The organism is Rhodococcus antarcticus (assembly GCF_026153295.1).
Classification (GTDB): Bacteria; Actinomycetota; Actinomycetes; order Mycobacteriales; family Mycobacteriaceae; genus Rhodococcus_D; species Rhodococcus_D antarcticus.
Map to the genome: position 1 here is coordinate 631,590 of NZ_CP110615.1, position 15,916 is coordinate 647,505.

General features: G+C 73.3%; 12 protein-coding genes and 1 pseudogene. 6 read left to right on the forward strand and 7 right to left on the reverse strand.

Annotated elements, in window-relative coordinates:
* The first annotated feature begins 47 nt into the window (after window positions 1–47).
* Window positions 48–2,000, forward strand: coding sequence for a heavy metal translocating P-type ATPase (locus RHODO2019_RS03175; RefSeq protein ID WP_265383591.1), 1,953 nt, complete (start codon window positions 48–50; stop codon window positions 1,998–2,000).
* A 62-nt stretch (window positions 2,001–2,062) separates the two neighbouring features.
* Here the strand turns inward: RHODO2019_RS03175 and RHODO2019_RS03180 are convergent, their stop codons facing one another.
* Window positions 2,063–2,707, reverse strand: coding sequence for a nitroreductase family protein (locus RHODO2019_RS03180; protein WP_265383592.1), 645 nt, complete (start codon window positions 2,705–2,707; stop codon window positions 2,063–2,065).
* A gap of 39 nt (window positions 2,708–2,746) precedes the next feature.
* On the opposite strand from RHODO2019_RS03180, the gene RHODO2019_RS03185 reads away from it, so the two are divergent.
* The 3 genes from RHODO2019_RS03185 to RHODO2019_RS03195 are packed head-to-tail and all read left to right on the forward strand — an operon-like array spanning window position 2,747 to window position 5,836.
* On the forward strand, window positions 2,747–3,439 hold the full coding sequence (locus RHODO2019_RS03185) for an enoyl-CoA hydratase-related protein (RefSeq protein WP_265383593.1): 693 nt from the start codon (window positions 2,747–2,749) through the stop codon (window positions 3,437–3,439).
* Complete coding sequence (locus RHODO2019_RS03190) at window positions 3,432–4,604, forward strand: M20 family metallopeptidase (protein WP_435532165.1); 1,173 nt, start codon at window positions 3,432–3,434, stop codon at window positions 4,602–4,604. Before RHODO2019_RS03185 ends, RHODO2019_RS03190 begins: the two co-directional genes overlap by 8 nt.
* Window positions 4,601–5,836 carry an amidohydrolase gene (locus RHODO2019_RS03195; RefSeq protein WP_265383594.1) on the forward strand — a complete coding sequence of 412 codons (1,236 nt, stop codon included), beginning with the start codon at window positions 4,601–4,603 and terminating at the stop codon, window positions 5,834–5,836. The genes RHODO2019_RS03190 and RHODO2019_RS03195 overlap by 4 nt, the downstream gene beginning before the upstream one ends.
* On the opposite strand, the gene RHODO2019_RS03200 is transcribed toward RHODO2019_RS03195, so the two are convergent.
* Window positions 5,833–6,300: a gamma-glutamylcyclotransferase family protein gene (locus RHODO2019_RS03200; RefSeq protein WP_265383595.1), complete on the reverse strand. Its 468-nt coding sequence runs from the start codon at window positions 6,298–6,300 to the stop codon at window positions 5,833–5,835. The genes RHODO2019_RS03195 and RHODO2019_RS03200 overlap by 4 nt on opposite strands.
* Before the next feature lie 98 nt (window positions 6,301–6,398).
* On the opposite strand from RHODO2019_RS03200, the gene RHODO2019_RS03205 reads away from it, so the two are divergent.
* Window positions 6,399–7,802 (forward strand): NAD(P)H-quinone dehydrogenase, encoded by a 1,404-nt coding sequence (locus RHODO2019_RS03205; protein ID WP_265383596.1) that lies wholly within the window; start codon window positions 6,399–6,401, stop codon window positions 7,800–7,802.
* 42 nt (window positions 7,803–7,844) lie between these two features.
* Here the strand turns inward: RHODO2019_RS03205 and ptsP are convergent, their stop codons facing one another.
* From ptsP to RHODO2019_RS03230, 5 genes and pseudogenes are all read right to left on the reverse strand, one after another.
* Window positions 7,845–10,328 carry a phosphoenolpyruvate--protein phosphotransferase gene (gene ptsP / locus RHODO2019_RS03210; protein WP_265383597.1) on the reverse strand — a complete coding sequence of 828 codons (2,484 nt, stop codon included), beginning with the start codon at window positions 10,326–10,328 and terminating at the stop codon, window positions 7,845–7,847.
* Between the two features lie 8 nt (window positions 10,329–10,336).
* Window positions 10,337–10,981 (reverse strand): dihydroxyacetone kinase subunit DhaL, encoded by a 645-nt coding sequence (dhaL, locus tag RHODO2019_RS03215; RefSeq protein WP_265383598.1) that lies wholly within the window; start codon window positions 10,979–10,981, stop codon window positions 10,337–10,339.
* Between the two features lie 3 nt (window positions 10,982–10,984).
* The gene (gene dhaK / locus RHODO2019_RS03220; protein WP_265383599.1) at window positions 10,985–11,986 is read right to left on the reverse strand and encodes a dihydroxyacetone kinase subunit DhaK; all 1,002 of its coding nucleotides are present in this window, start codon (window positions 11,984–11,986) and stop codon (window positions 10,985–10,987) included.
* Window positions 11,987–12,178: 192 nt separating this feature from the next.
* Window positions 12,179–13,690, reverse strand: a complete 1,512-nt coding sequence (glpK, locus tag RHODO2019_RS03225; protein ID WP_265383600.1) for a glycerol kinase GlpK — start codon at window positions 13,688–13,690, stop codon at window positions 12,179–12,181.
* Between the two features lie 177 nt (window positions 13,691–13,867).
* Window positions 13,868–14,632: pseudogene (locus RHODO2019_RS03230) on the reverse strand (MIP/aquaporin family protein); the annotation flags it as partial.
* Window positions 14,633–14,846: 214 nt separating this feature from the next.
* Here RHODO2019_RS03230 and RHODO2019_RS03235 point away from each other — a divergent pair.
* Window positions 14,847–15,836: a sugar-binding transcriptional regulator gene (locus RHODO2019_RS03235; protein WP_265383601.1), complete on the forward strand. Its 990-nt coding sequence runs from the start codon at window positions 14,847–14,849 to the stop codon at window positions 15,834–15,836.
* Window positions 15,837–15,916 lie beyond the last annotated feature (80 nt).

A 15,916-nucleotide genomic window follows, 5' to 3' on the forward strand; every position in this document is an offset into this window, starting at 1 on the left:
CCTGCGCACGTGCGTACCTACGCGCGTGCGCAGGTACGCTTCTAGCCATGCTTCCTCCCTCCGGGTCGGCCGGAATGGTGCTCGTGTCCGAGGTCCGCTGGGCCGCCACCTCGTTGATCGCCTTCCTGTTGGCCGGGGCCACCCTGCTGAGGGACGGCCCGGGCTGGCTCTCCGGTGTCCTGTTCGCCCTGTGCTACCTCGCCGGCGGGTGGGAGCCCACGCTGGAGGGACTGCGGGCGCTGCGCGAGCGGCGCCTGGATGTCGACCTGCTGATGACCGTGGCCGCTCTCGGGGCGGCGGCCATCGGGCAGGTCCTCGACGGCGGGCTGCTCATCGTCATCTTCGCCACCTCCGGTGCGCTGGAGGCGGTGCTCACCGCGCGCACCGAGGCCAGCGTCCGGCGCCTGCTCGACATCACCCCCGCGCGGGCCCGCCGGGTGCTCCCCACCGGGGACACCATGGACGTGCCGGCCGCCGAGATCACCGCCGAGGACACGGTGCTGGTGCTGCCCGGCGAGCGGATTCCCGCCGACGGGACGATCGACGAGGGGGAGAGCGAGGTCGACGAGTCCAGCCTCACCGGCGAGCCGCTGCCCCGGCGCCGCACCGTCGACGACCGGGTGCTCGCCGGCACCCTCAACGGCACCGGGGCACTGCGGGTGCGGGTGGCCACGGCCGCTGCGGAGTCGGTGCTGGCCCGGGTCTCGGACCAGGTGGAGGAGGCGGTGCAGACCAAGGCCCACCGGCAGCTGCGGATCGAGACCGTGGAGCAGCGCTACTCCACCAGCGTGGTCGTGGCCACCCTCGCCCTGATCGGGCTGCCCCTGGCCCTGGGTGCGGGGATCGAGCCCACCCTGCTGCGGGCCATGACGTTCATGATCGTGGCCTCGCCCTGCGCGATCGTGCTGGCCACCATGCCGCCGCTGCTGGCGGCGGTGGCCACCGCCGGACGCCACGGGGTGCTGGTCAAGGACGCCCGCGTCGTCGAAGCCCTCGCCGGGGTGGACACCGTGGTCACCGACAAGACCGGCACCCTCACCGAGGGCTCCCCACGGGTGGAGCAGGTCGTGGCGCTGGGCCTCAGCACCGGCAAGGAGGTGCTGGCGCTGGCCGCGGCGGTCGAGCTCGGCAGCGAGCACCCCCTGGCCGAGGCCATCACCACCACCGCGCGAGGCCAGGGCCTGCGGGTGCGGGCGGCCACCGCCGTGCGCGCGCTGCCGGGTCGTGGAGTCACTGGCACCGTGGACGGCACGACGGTCGCCGTGCTCGACCCGGCAACCCTGGACGCCGAGCCCGACGAGGTCGCCCCCCAACGCGCGCAGGGACGCACCGCGGTGGTGGTCACGGTGGACGACGAGGCCGTGGGCGTGCTGGGGATCTCCGACGCCGTCCGAGTCGACGCGGCCACCGCGGTCCACCGCCTCGCTGCGCTCACCGGCCGCACGCCGGTGCTGCTGACCGGGGACAGCGCCGCCGCGGCCGCCCCGGTAGCCGCCGCCGTGGGCATCACCGACGTCCGCGCCGGGCTGCTGCCACAGGACAAGACGGCGGCGGTGGCGGCGCTGCAGGCGGGCGGACGCCGGGTGCTGGCCCTGGGCGACGGGGTCAACGACGCCCCCGCCCTGGCCACCGCCGAGGTGGGCGTGGCCATGGGCGCCCGCGGCAGCGCACTCAGCATCGCCGCAGCCGACGTGGTGGTGCTGCGCCCGGAGCTGGGCGGGGTGCCGGCCGTCGTCGAGCTCGCCCGACGGGCACAGGCGGTGGTCACCCAGAACCTCGTGCTCGCCGGAACCGTGATCGTCGCCCTGGTGACCTGGGACCTGCTCGGCACCCTGCCCCTGCCGCTCGGCGTCGCGGGGCACGAGGCCTCGACGGTCGTGGTGTGCCTGAACGGGCTGCGACTGCTGCGCCGGGGCGCGTGGCCCACCACGGCGAGGTCCCCCGGGGGTGACGACCGCCAGCACACCACGGCGGCGAGGCCCACGGTGCAGCGGCGCTGACGCACCCGGCAGCAGGCGCACGCACGTGCACCGTGCGGTGGTGATAGTCGAGACGCCTGCCGTCACCAGCGGTCGAGGTGCAGCACCTCCGAGACCGGCTGGCGCGCAGCAGGCGAGAAGGTCTCGCCGGTGAAGTACGCCGTCGGCAGCAGGGCCCCCTGGTGCACGCCCTCGGGCAGCCCCAGGATCTCGGCGACCTCGGCCTCCCGCATCAGGTGCACCGTCGTCCACGCCGTCCCCAGCCCACGGTCGCGCGCGGCCAGCGCGTAGCTCCACGCCGCCGGCAGCAGCGATCCCCACAGCCCGGCCTGGTTGCCCTCCGGGAGCGGACGCCCGGTCTGCAGGCAGGGGATCACGAGCACCGGCGCCTCGCCCATGTGCTGGCCCAGCCACGAGGCGCTCGTGCCCACCTTCTGCTGCGTCGCGGCCCGCGCGGGGTCGTCGGCGTGCAGGTTGCCGGCGAAGCCCTTCGACGCCTCGTACCGCGCGAAGCACTCCCGGTAGATGTCGCCGATCGCCTCGCGCTGGGCGGCGTCGGTGACCACGAGCCAGTGCCAGCCCTGGGCGTTGCCGCCGCTCGGGGCCTGCAGCGCGATCTCGATGCACCTGCTCACGAGCTCCAGCGGGACCGCCCGCTCGAGGTCCAGCCTCTTGCGCACGGTGCGGGTGGTGGTGAGCAGCTCGTCGGTCGTCAGGGTCGGCGTCATAGAGTCAGGCTCCCAGACCCGTGAAGGAGTGCCACCCCCATGCCGCAGCTGCAGCGAGATGGTGACGTGTTCGTGCTCGACCTCAACGTCGGCGGCGCCCGCGACACCGAGAACCGCTTCTCCCCGGAGTGGCTCGCCGAGGTCGACCAGCTGCTCGAGGAGGTGCTGGCCTCCACCGGGGACGCCGCCCTGGTCACCACGGGAACCGGCAAGTTCTACTCCAACGGCCTCGACCTCGACTGGCTCTCCGGCCACCTGGACCAGACCGCGACGTACGTGGCCACCATCCAGTCGCTGCTCGCCACGGTGCTCACCTTCCCGATGGTGACCGTGGCCGCGATGAACGGGCACACCTTCGCCGGGGGCGGGATGCTCGCCCTCGCCCACGACACCCGGGTCATGCGCGTGGACCGTGGCTTCTTCTGCCTGCCCGAGGTGGACATCCACATCCCGTTCACCCCCGGCATGGCCGCCCTGATCCAGGCCCGGCTCAGCAAGACCACCGCGCACGAGGCGATGACCACGGCCCGGCGCTACGGCGGGGCCGACGCGCTGGCGGCAGGGATCGTCGACGAGACCGCGGACGAGGCCGACGTGCTCGGGCGCGCCGTGGCCCGGGCGGGCGCGCTGACCGGCAAGCGCGGGGACACCCTCGCGGCCATCAAGACCACGATGTACGGCCCGGCCGTCCAGGCGCTGCGCGAGAGCGCCGGGATCAGCCTCGGTGGCTGAGCCCGCCCGGGACCGCGCCACTGCGGCGGTGAGCACGCACGCGGCCGAGCTGCATGCCCTCTCGCACTCCCTGCACGCCGAGCCGGAGATTGCCTTCGCCGAGCGCCGCAGCGCGGCGAAGCTGACGGAGTCGTTGTCCCAGCACGGGTTCGACGTCCGTCGCGGTGTCGCCGGCCTGCCCACGGCCTTCGACGCGACCTTCGGCAGCGGCGAGCTCGTCATCGGGCTGTGCGCCGAGTACGACGCTCTGCCCGAGGTGGGACACGCCTGTGGGCACAACGTGATCGCCGCCGCGGCCCTCGGGGCCGGGTTCGCGCTGGCCGAGGTGGCCGACGAGCTCGGGATCACCGTGCGCGTGATCGGCACCCCGGCCGAGGAGACCGGGGGCGGCAAGGTGCTGATGCTCGACGCGGGGGTGTTCGACGGCGTGGCCGCGGCGATGATGGTGCACCCCAACCCGGTGGAGACCGTGGCGTCGCCCTCGCTCGCCATCGCCGACGTGGCCGTCCGCTACACGGGCAAGGAGAGCCACGCCGCCGCGGCACCGCACCTGGGCCGCAACGCCGCGGACGCGATCACGGTGGCGCAGGTGGGGATCGGGCTGCTGCGCCAGCACCTGGAGCCGGGCCAGATGGTGCACGGCATCGTCAGCCACGGCGGGGCGGCCCCGAACATCGTCCCGGCGCACACCGAGGCGCTCTACTACCTCCGTGCGCGGGACCTCGAGTCGCTGCGGCGCATCACCGCACGCGCGCGCGACTGCTTCGCGGCCGGCGCGCTGGCCACCGGGTGCACCCACGACGTGGTCGAGATCTCGCCGACCTACGCCGAGCTCGCCCCGGACGCCTGGCTCGCGCAGGCCTACCGCACGGCGGTCACCGCGCTGGGTCGCACGCCGCTGAGCCGCGCGGAGGAGGTGCTGCGCCAGGCGGGCAGCACCGACATGGGCAACGTGACCCGCGCCCTCCCCGGCATCCACCCGACCGTGGCCATCGACTGCGGCGACGCGGTGAACCACCAGCCGGAGTTCGCCGCGGCCTGCGTCAACGCCTCGGCCGACCGCGCCGTGCTGGACGGGGCGACGGCCCTGGCGCACACCGCGATCGCCGCCGCCACCGACGCGGACCAGCGTGACCGGCTGCTCGAGGGGGTGGCGCGCCGGTGAGCTCACCGGACTGGCTCGAGGCCTGGCTGACCACGGGCCGGGACGAGCTGGTGACGTGGCGCCGCCACCTGCACGCCCACCCCGAGCTCTCCCGCGACGAGCACGCCACCACCGCCTACGTGGCCGAGCGGCTCGCCGCGGCAGGCCTGACCCCGCGGGTGCTGCCCGGCGGGACCGGACTGCTGTGCGACGTGGGCGGGGGTCCCGGACCCCTGGTGGCGCTCCGGGCGGACATGGACGCCCTGCCGCTGCAGGAGACGACCGGGGCCGAGTACACCTCCACCGTGCCGGGGGTGTCCCACGCCTGCGGTCACGACGCCCACACCGCGCTCCTGCTGGGCGCGGGCCTCGCGCTCGCCTCGGCGGGTCCGCTGCCCGGACGGGTGCGCCTGCTGTTCCAGCCGGCCGAGGAGGTCATGCCCGGGGGGGCGCACGACCTGCTGGCCGCCGGGGCCCTGGAGGGCGCGTCCCGGGTGTTCGCCCTGCACTGCGACCCCCGGCTGGCCGTGGGGCGGGTGGGCATCAAGTCCGGCGCCGTGACCAGTGCCTGCGACGTGCTCGAGCTGGAGGTGCACTCCCCGGGCGGGCACACCTCGCGCCCGCACCTCACCGCCGACCTGGTGCACGCCCTGGGCACCGTCATCACCGGGCTGCCGGCGCTGCTGAGCCGACGGATCGACCCCCGCACCGGCACCGTGCTGGTCTGGGGCGCAGTGCAGGCAGGGCAGGCGGCCAACGCCATCCCGCAGTCGGGCCTGCTCCGCGGCACGCTGCGCACCGGGGACCGGGAGACCTGGGGGCTGCTCGAGCCGCTGGTGGCCGAGGCCGTCACCGCCCTGCTCGCCCCGACGGGGGTCACCCACGTGCTGCGGCACGTCCGGGGCGTGCCGCCGGTGGTCAACGAGCGCACCAGCACCCGGCTGCTGAGGGCGGCCGTGGCGGACGGGGTGGGGGAGTCCGCGGTCGCACCGACGCTGCAGTCCAGCGGGGGGGAGGACTTCGCCTGGTACCTGGAGCGGGTGCCCGGGGCGATGGGCCGCCTGGGCGTGTGGCCGGGAACCGGGCCCCAGCTGGACCTGCACCAGCCGACCTTCGACCTCGACGAGCGCGCGCTCGAGGTGGGTGTGCGCACCCTCGTGCACTGTGCGCTGGAGACCTGGGCGCTGGAGACCCGGGCGCTGGAGACCCGGGCGCTGGAGACCCGGCCCCTGCGTCCCGCGGTGCGCGGCTAGGCCTCGTGCGTGCCGGGCCCGACGTTGCGGGCGGCGCGCACCCGCAGGTCGTAGACGTAGTCCTCGGGGGCGCCGGCGGCGTAGGCAGCGTCGGCCATCACCCCGAGGTAGCGGGCGGAGGGCAGCCCGCCCTCGTAGCTGTCCAGCACGTAGAGCCAGGGCAGCACCGAGCCGTCGAGGGTCTGCACGCGCAGCTTGAGCTTGCGGTGGATGCCGAGCTCACCGCCCTCCCAGCGGTCGAGGCTGCGCTCGTCCTCCGGGCTCATGTCGTAGAGGACGACGAAGACCTGGCTGTCGGGATCCTCCACGACGGTGGCCAGGGCCCCCTCCCAGCCGAGGTCCTCCCCGGCGAAGGTCAGCCGCCAGCCCAGGAGCCAGCCCGTTCCCGCCATCGGCGAGTGCGGAGCCCTCTCGAGCATCTGCTCGGGGTCCATGTTCGAGCCGTACGCGGCGTAGATCGGCACGGTCGGTCAGCCTAGTGGGCCCACCGGAGGCGGGTCAGCGGTGCCTGGGTGAGTCGGTAACCTGGGCCGACAGACAGATTCCTGCCTTGGAGGACACCGTGACCCGGATCGTCATCATCGGCGGCGGCCCGGCCGGCTACGAGGCGGCCCTGGTCGCGGCGCAGCACGGCGCCGACGTGACGGTCGTGGAGGCCGAGGGCGTGGGTGGGGCGTGCGTGCTCTACGACTGCGTCCCGTCGAAGACCTTCATCTCCTCGGCCGGCGTCCGCACGGACCTCCGCCGCGCCAGCGACCTCGGCGTGAACATCGACCTCGAGCGTGCCGCGGTCGAGCTGCCCACCGTGCACGGCCGCGTCCAGGCCCTGGCCCTGGCGCAGTCCGCGGACATCCGGGCCCGGCTGCAGCGCGAGGGCGTGCGCCTGGTCCCCGGCCGCGCCCAGATCGTGGACGACGTCCCCGGCATGGCGACCCACCGCGTCTCGGTGCAGCCCGCGGACGGTGAGCCCGTGCTCCTCGACGCCGACGTCGTCCTCATCGCCACCGGCGCCAGCCCGCGCATCCTGCCGACCGCCCAGCCCGACGGCGAGCGCATCCTCACCTGGCGCCAGATCTACGACCTCGACGAGCTGCCCACCCACCTCGTGGTGGTGGGCTCCGGGGTCACCGGCGCGGAGTTCGTCTCCGCGTACACCGAGATGGGCGTGCCGGTGACGCTCGTCTCCAGCCGGGACCGGGTGCTGCCCGGGGAGGACGCCGACGCGGCCTCCGTGCTGGAGGACGTGCTGCACGAGCGCGGCGTGGTGGTGGTCAAGGAGGCACGTGCGGACCGGGTGGAGAACATCGGCACCGGGGTGGTGGTGCACCTGGCCGACGGGCGCACGGTGGAGGGCAGCCACGCGCTGATGACCGTGGGATCGGTGCCGAACACCTCCGGGCTGGGCCTGTCCAAGATCGGCGTCGAGCTCGACCGGGGCGGCTTCATCCCGGTGGACCGCGTCTCGCGCACGTCCGTCTCCGGGGTCTACGCCGCCGGCGACTGCACCGGCCTGCTCCCACTGGCCTCGGTCGCGTCCATGCAGGGCCGCATCGCCATGTGGCACGCCCTCGGCGAAGGGGTGAACCCGATCCGGCTCAAGACCGTCACGTCGGCGGTGTTCACCCGGCCCGAGATCGCGACGGTCGGCATCTCCCAGGCGGCGATCGATGCGGGCAAGGTTCCGGCGCGCACCGTGATGCTCCCGCTGGCCACCAACCCGAGGGCGAAGATGCAGGGCCTGCGCCGCGGGTTCGTCAAGCTGTTCTGCCGCCCGGCCACCGGTGTCGTCATCGGTGGGGTGGTGGTGGCACCCGTGGCCTCCGAGCTCATCCTGCCCATCGCGCTCGCGGTGCAGAACAACCTCACGGTGAAGGACCTCGCGTACACCTTCTCGGTGTACCCGTCGCTGTCCGGCTCCATCACCGAGGCCGGCCGCCAGCTCATGCGCCACGACGACCTCGACTAGAGCGGATCCGGGCCGACCGCGAGGAGCGGGGAGCAAGGCCTGTCAGGAGAGCCCGCCCCCGGGCTGGGTGGTGTCTCCCGCGAGCAGCGCGCGCACCTGGCGCGGCCCCTCGGCGCGGAGCGCCCGGGCAGCCGTCACGGCAGCGCGGCCCCGGTCCACGGCCCGCACCGCCTGCTTGATGGCGGGCACGGCGCGGGGCGCCACGCTCAGCTCGCCCACCCCCAGCCCGAGCAGCAGCGGCGTGGCGAGCTCGTCGGCCGCCATCTCGCCGCAGACCGCGACCGCCGCGCGCCCCGCTCCTGCGCAGACGGTCGCGATGAGGCTCAGCACCCCCGGGTCGTAGGGGTCGGCGAGGCCGGCGACACCTGCGTTCCCGCGAGCGGCGGCCAGCGTGTACTGGGTGAGGTCGTTGGTTCCGATGCTGACGAAGTCGACGTACGGCGCGAAGCTCGCGGTCTTCAGGGCCGCGGCGGGGACCTCCACCATCATCCCGACCTCGAGCCCGGGGGGAGCGCCCCGCCCCTCCCGGGTGATGGCGGCGTCGAGCACCTGCCGGGCCGCCGCGAGCTCGGCCACGGTGCTGACCATCGGGAACATCACGCGGACCGGCGTGTCGTGGGCGACCCGCACGACGGCCAGCAGCTGGTCGGCGAGCAGTCCGGGGCGTGCCAGGGACAGCCGGATGCCGCGGACGCCCAGGAACGGGTCGGTCTCGCCGGCCACCGGCTGGTACCGCAGCGGCTTGTCGCCGCCGACGTCGAGGGTCCGCAGGGTGAGCAGGCGTCCGTCGAGGGCGTGCCCGATGTCGCGGTAGACCGCTTCCTGCTCCTCCACGTCCGGCGCGGTGTCGCGGTCGGAGAACAGGAACTCCGTGCGCACCAGACCGGCGAGGTCCGCGCCGCAGGAGACCGCCAGGTGCGCGTCCGCGACCGAGCCGAGGTTGGCCGCGACGAGGACGTGCACGCCGTCGCGGGTGTGCGCTGCGGACCTGGTCTGCTGCTGGGCCACCCGGTCGGCCTCGGCCAGCTCGGACGCGCGGCGGCGGAAGCGCTGCTGCACGGCGGCACCGGGGGCGATCACGAGCTCACCGGTCGCACCGTCGAGCGCGACGAGGGTGCCTTCCGGGGTGTCGAGCACGGCCGGTCCCGCCCCCACGACCGCCGGCACGCCGCGGGCCCGGGCCAGGATCATGCTGTGGGAGGTGGGGCTGCCCCCGGCCAGCACCAGTCCGGTGGTGCGCAGCGGATCCAGGCTGGCGGCCTGGGCCGGGGTGAGGTCGGAGGTGATGAGGACACCGGGTGCGTCGGGCAGGTCGTCGGCGTGCTGCCGGCCCCCGAGCAGTCGGTGCAGCACCTGGTCCCCGATGTCCCGCACGTCGGCTGCCCGTGCCTGCTGGTAGGGGTCAGGCAGGGCCGCCACGGCCGCCGCCACCCGGTCGACGGCCGCCGACCAGGCGGGGGCTGCGGCCTGACCGCCGGTGATCCGCTGGTGGACGTCGGCGAGCAGGTCGCTGTCCTCGAGCAGCAGGAGGTGGGCGTCGAACACCGCGGCCTCCTCCTGGCCGACGTGGACGGCCGTCGTCGCCCGCACGTGTCGGATCTCGTCGCGGCAGGCCGTGCGCGCCGCGTCGAGCCGCTCCCGCTCGACGGTGGCACCAGCGCCCACCTCGTCGGGCACCTCCGGCCGGGAGGACTGCAGCAGCCTGGCGGGACCCGTGCCGATGCCGGGGGAGGCCGGCACCGGTGTCCCGCTCGCCGCGAGCGGTGCGGTGGATCCACGGGCGGGCGCCGGAGCAGGGTGGGTGTGGTCACTCTCGACGGCCAGGGCGAGCAGCGCGCCGAGCGCCTCCTCGGCCGCGGGCCCGGAGGTCCGCACCTGCACCTCATGACCCTGCAGGGCGCCCAGCGTCGCCACCTGGGACAGGCTCGTGGCGGGGACCCAGCCCGAACCGGTGGTGGCGTTGCGCACCTCGACCCGCGCGCCGAGGCGCCCGGCCTCCTGCACGAGGCGGGCGGCCGGCCGGGCGTGCAAGCCGTGCTCGTTCGTCACGGTGAACGACCCCACGCGTCCGCCGGTCTCCGGGGTCTTCGCGGTGGACGGGGTGGTGGGGTCCGCGCCCGAGAGCTGCGACTGCTTGCCGGCGAGCCCCGCCAGCGCCTCGACGGCCACGGCGTGTCGATCTCCGCCTCCGGCCGCGGTGACCGCCGCTGCGACCAGGCCTTCGACCAGGGGAGCGGGACACAGCAGGACCCGCTCCCGCGCCGGTTCGTCGAGCAGCTCCAGGGCGAGGTCGGCCGAGAGCACGGCGCTGCCCAGGTCCATGAGCACGACGACGCCGTCACCGCGCTCCGCGGCCGTCACGGCGTGCGCGATCGCGGTCGCGTCCGTGCCGAACGTCCCGTCGTCGAGGCCGGCGGCGATCTCCACGGACAGGTCCTGCCCGTGCACCATGCCCTCGGCGAGCGCAACGGCGGCCTCGGCCAGGGCCCGGCTGTGGGACACGACGACCAGGCCCACCCGGGACACGGCGCGTCCTAGTCCCGGGTGCCCGCGAGGGCGGTCACCGCGGCGTCCAGCAGCAGGGCGGTGGAGGTGGCCCCGGGGTCCTGGTGCCCGATGCTGCGCTCACCGAGGTAGCTCGCCCGGCCCTTGCGGGCCAGCAGGGGGATCGTCGCGTCCCGCCCGTCGCGGGCGGCGGCCGCAGCGGTGACGAGGGCCTCGCCGAACGGTCCGCCCGCGGTCAGCGCACCGTCGAGCGCGTCGCACGCCGGGATCAGCGCGTCGAGCATCGTCTTGTCCCCCCGCTCGGCCTTGCCCCGGGCGGCGACACCGTCGAGGCCTGCGCGCAGGGCCCTTGCGAAGCCCGCCCCGTCCAGGGTGCCCTCACCCACAGCGCCCGCCATCCGGAGGAACAGCGTTCCGTAGAGCGGTCCGCTCGCCCCACCGACGGTGCTGACCAGGGTCATGCCGACCTGCTTGAGCAGCGCCGCGGTGCCGGCGGGCGGTGCCGCATCCAGGGCCGCCACCACGGCGGAGGCGCCGCGGTGCATGTTGGTGCCGTGATCGGCGTCCCCGATGGCCGAGTCCAGCTCGGTCAGCAGCTCCCGCTGGGCGGTGATGGTGCGGGCGAACTCCCGCACCCAGCGCTCCAGGTCGGCGACGGCGAGGTCGGTGGCCAACCCTCACACACCCCAGCGCAAGCTCGGGGTGCGGACCGGGGCGTCCCACAGGCGCAGCAGGTCGTCGTCCATCTTGAGCAGGGTCACCGAGCACCCCGCCATCTCCAGGCTCGTCATGTACGGGCCCACGAGGGACCGGACGACGCGGACACCGGACTTCTCCAGGATGGTCGCCACCTCGCCGTACATCAGGTAGAGCTCGAGCAGCGGAGTCCCCCCCAGCCCGTTGACGAAGGCGAGCACACCGTCACCACCGGTGAAGTCGAGGTCGGCCAGGATGGGCTCGAGCAGCATCTCGGCGACCTGCCGGGCGGGAGCGAGCGGGAGCCGTCGTCGGCCCGGCTCCCCGTGGATGCCGACCCCCAGCTCCATCTCCCCCTCGGGAAGGTCGAACGTGGGCTTGCCGGCCGCGGGAACCGTGCACGAGGTGAGCGCCACCCCCATGCTCCGACCCTGTGCGTTGACCTTGCGCGCGACCTCGGCGACCTCCTGCAGCGGGCGGCCCTGCTCGGCGGCCGCACCCGCGATCTTCTCCAGCAGGACGGTGACGCCGACGCCACGGCGCCCTGCGGTGTAGAGGCTGTCCTGCACCGCGACGTCGTCGTCGGTCACCACCGCGACGACCTCGGTCCCGGACTCCGCGGCCACCATCTCGGCGGCCATCTCGAAGTTCATGATGTCGCCGGTGTAGTTCTTCACCACGTGGAGCACCCCGGCGCCGCCGTCCACGCCCCGCGTCGCGGCCACCACCTGGTCCGGCACCGGTGACGTGAACACCTCACCGGCGCACGCGGCGTCCAGCATGCCCAGCCCGACGAAGCCGCCGTGCAACGGTTCGTGGCCGGAACCACCACCGGAGATCAGCCCGACCTTGCCCTGCACCGGCCCGCCGCCCCGGAAGACGACCTTGGCGTCGTGGTCCACGCGCAGCTCGGGGTGGGCGACAGCCATGCCCCGCAGGGCTTCCGCCACGACGTCCGCTGGCTCGTTGATGAGCTTCTTCATCGGTTCTCCCGACCTCGCCGTGCCCGGTTGCGCCTCGGAAACGATCTCTCGTCGGAGGCTAGGTTCCTCACCTCCACCACACAAGACGCCGACGGTGTCCTGTGCCGCCGCCGCCGCGCGGACCCCTCTCCCCGGGCCGGACCACGTGTGCGGTCGGGCCCGGGGAGAGGGGTGGCGCGCCCGCCCCCGTGCTCAGTCGTCGCCCTCGACCCAGTCGAAGGTGCGGGTGACGGCCTTCTTCCAGCCCTTGTAGAGCTTGTCGCGCTGCGCGGGGTCCATGTCGGGGGTCCAGCGCTTGTCCTCGGCCCAGTTGGTGCGGATGTCGTCCTCGGACTCCCAGAAGCCGACCGCCAGGCCCGCCGCGTACGCCGCCCCGAGCGCGGTGGTCTCGGCCACCTGCGGCCGCACCACGTCCACGTCGAGGATGTCGGACTGGAACTGCATGAGCAGCTCGTTGACGACCATGCCGCCGTCGACCTTGAGCGCGGTCAGCGGCACCCCGGAGTCTGCGTTCATCGCCTCGATGACCTCGCGGGTCTGGTAGGCGGTGGCCTCCAGGGCCGCACGAGCGATGTGGCCGCGGTTGTTGAACCGGGTGAGCCCGACGATCGCGCCGCGGGCGTCGCTGCGCCAGTAGGGGGCGAACAAGCCGGAGAACGCGGGCACGAAGTAGGTGTCGCCGTTGTCCTCGACCTCGCGGGCCATGGCCTCGATCTCCGAGGCGTTGCTGATGAGCTTGAGGTTGTCCCGCAGCCACTGCACCAAGGACCCGGTGACCGCGATGGACCCCTCGAGCGCGTAGATCGTGGGCTTGTCACCGATCTTGTAGCAGACCGTGGTCAGCAGCCCGTTCTTGCTCATCACCTTCTCGGTGCCCGTGTTGAGCAGCACGAAGTTTCCGGTGCCGTAGGTGTTCTTGGCCTCCCCGGGGCTCAGGCACGCCTGGCCGAAGGTGGCCGCCTGCTGGTCGCCGAGGATGCCGGCGATGGGCACCCCGGCCAGCACCCCGCGCTCGCGGTCGCGGCCGTAGACCTCCGAGGAACTGCGGATCTCGGGCAGCATGGACATCGGGATGGTCATGTCGGCGCAGATGTCCTTGTCCCAGGTCAGGGTGTCGAGGTCCATCAGCATGGTGCGGCTGGCGTTGGTCGGGTCGGTGTAGTGCAGCCCACCGTCGACCCCGCCGGTCATGTTCCACAGCACCCAGGCGTCCATGTTGCCGAAGATCAGGTCCCCGGCCTCGGCCCGCTGGCGCGCGCCGTCGACGTTGTCCAGGATCCACTTCACCTTGGGCCCGGAGAAGTAGGTGGCCAGCGGCAGGCCGGTGGTGGCCTTGTACTTCTCGGCACCCTCGGAGCCGCCGAGTGCGGTGACGATCTTGTCCGTGCGGGTGTCCTGCCAGACGATGGCGTTGTAGACCGGCTCCCCGGTCTTCCTGTCCCACACCAGGGCCGTCTCGCGCTGGTTGGTGATGCCGACGGCGGCGATGTCGCTGGCTGAGAGGTCGGCGTTGGCGAGCGCGCCGGCGACCACGGAGCGGGTGTTGTTCCAGATCTCGACGGCGTTGTGCTCGACCCACCCGGACTGCGGGAAGATCTGCTCGTGCTCCTTCTGGTCCACGGCGTGCACGAGGCCCGCGTGGTCGAAGATCATGCAGCGGGTGGACGTGGTGCCCTGGTCGATGGCGGCGATGTAGGTGCTCATGCAGGGTGCTCCTCAGCGGTGGGTGCGGTGACGGGGTCAGGTGTTGGTGTCAGCAGGGTTCGACCGGATCTCCCCGACGGGCTCCGGGTGGACGCCGTGGGTGTGCCCCGAGTGGATCTCGTCGTCGGGGTCCGAGCGGACCCGGCCCGCGTCCGGCTCGTCGTCCTGGACCAGGTGCAGGAACCGGCCGACGAGCTGGTCGTAGAGCACCGCTCCGATCAGCCCGCCGATGAGCGGACCCACGATGGGCACCCAGAAGTAGAAGCTGCCGGTCTGGTCCCGCCACGCGGTGCCGTACCCGGTGATGAACGAGGCCAGCCGTGGCCCGAAGTCACGGGCCGGGTTGATCGCGTAGCCGGCGTTGGTGCCCCAGGCGAAGCCGATGGCCACGACGATGAAACCCACGATGAGCGGGGTCAAGTTCGCCAGCGGCGCACTGTTGCGGGCGTCGGTGACGGCGAAGATGAGGAACAGCAGGATGGCGGTGCCGATGATCTGGTCGATCAGCGCCGAGGTGGTGCTCACCGGCAGCGCCCCGTTGCCGGGCAGGGTGGAGAAGATGCCCTGCGTCTTGATCGTGTGGCCGGGGTCGACGGAGTTGATGACGTCGTTGTAGTTGGCCCGCACGATGAGGGCGGCGACGAAGGCGCCCACCGTCTGGGCCGCGCTGTAGGGCAACACCTTCTTCCAGGAGAAGTCCCGGAACACGGCCAGGGCCAGGGTCACCGCAGGGTTGAGGTGCGCGCCCGTCAACCGTCCGGCCACGTAGACCCCGAAGGTGACCCCCAGGCCCCACGCCCAGGCGATGCTGTCGTGGTTGCCGATCCCGCCCGCCACGACCTGGGCGACGACTCCTACGCCGAAGAGGATGAGGATCAGCGTGCCGGCGAACTCCGCGGCCAGCTCCCCGCCCAGTCCGAGCTTCTCGATCTTGTTCGCCATGCGATCCTCCAGTGGTTTGTGGATCTCGACATGTGACCCGCGTCATATGACCACGTGCGATGCTAGGGGCTGTGCACACCCGCGCAAAGGGTCTGCACGTCTGTGCACGAACCAGGGGGTCGGGGGGCCGTCTTGCGGCTCGGCGGCAGACCTCCCACGATGTGAGGACGGGCTGCCCACCGAGGCCTGCACGAATGTTCACGAAGGACGAGCGATGACCCTCATCCCGACCGACCCGGGGGGCGCCCGCATCGCCGAGGCCGTGCAGGCCGCGCGGCTGTACTACTTCCAGGACCTGACCATGGCCGCCATCGCGCGCGAGCTCGACGTCTCGCGCTCCACGGTGTCGCGGCTGATCAGCTACGCCCGCAGCTCCGGGCTCGTCGAGATCAGGATTACCACCCCGCAGGGCCGGGCGCCCCAGGTGGAGCAGGCGTTGTGCGACGCCTACGGCATCCGCGCCCACGTGGTGCCGGTGGCGGAGTCGGTGAGCGACCTCGACCGCCTGGACAAGGTGGCCCTGTTCGCGGCCCGGCTGCTCGGGTCCTTCTTCGACTCCGACATGGTGATGGGCGTCGCCTGGGGCACCACGCTGAGCGCGGTCGGGCGCCACCTCACCCCCAAGCGCACGCACAACGCCCACGTCGTCCAGCTCAACGGCGCGGGCAACACCCGCACCACCGGCATCTCCTACGCCTCCGACATCGTCCGTGGCTTCGCCCACGCCTACGGGGCGCGGCCGCAGGAGTTCCCGGTGCCGGCGTTCTTCGACCACCCCGAGACCCGCACGCACCTGTGGCGGGAGCGGAGCATCTCCCGGGTGCTGGCCCTGCAGGACCGGATGGACGTCGCGGTGTTCAGCATCGGAGCGGTGGGCGGACAGGTACCCAGCCACGTCTACAGCGCCGGGTACCTCGAGAACGAGGACGTCGTCGCGCTGCGGGCCGACGGGGTGGTCGGCGACATCGCGACCGTGTTCTTCCGCGGGGACGGCAGCTGGGACGGCATCGCGCTGAACGAGCGGGCCAGCGGGCCCTTCCTCGACCGCTTCCGCGAGGTGCCGCGCCGGCTGTGCATCATCTCCGGCGAGGAGAAGCTGGCCGGTCTCCGCGGGGCGCTCGCCGGAGGGCTCGTCACCGACCTCGTCATCGACGACCTCAGTGCGGCCGCCCTCGTCGCGCAGCAGGCGACCGCCCACCGGTAACCCGCCCGAGGCGGCCGCACATCTGTGCAGAAGCCGTGGACAGACGTGCGAAATGAGGGGTCCGGGTGCATCCTGGAATC

Bases quoted from the DNA above. Each gene is read 5' to 3' on its own strand.
- RHODO2019_RS03180 (WP_265383592.1), bottom strand. From the start codon at position 2,707: ATGACGCCGACCCTGACGACCGACGAGCTGCTCACCACCACCCGCACC.
- RHODO2019_RS03235 (WP_265383601.1), top strand. From the start codon at position 14,847: ATGACCCTCATCCCGACCGACCCGGGGGGCGCCCGCATCGCCGAGGCC.
- glpK (WP_265383600.1), bottom strand. From the start codon at position 13,690: ATGAGCACCTACATCGCCGCCATCGACCAGGGCACCACGTCCACCCGC.
- dhaK (WP_265383599.1), bottom strand. From the start codon at position 11,986: ATGAAGAAGCTCATCAACGAGCCAGCGGACGTCGTGGCGGAAGCCCTG.
- RHODO2019_RS03175 (WP_265383591.1), top strand. From the start codon at position 48: ATGCTTCCTCCCTCCGGGTCGGCCGGAATGGTGCTCGTGTCCGAGGTC.
- RHODO2019_RS03185 (WP_265383593.1), top strand. From the start codon at position 2,747: ATGCCGCAGCTGCAGCGAGATGGTGACGTGTTCGTGCTCGACCTCAAC.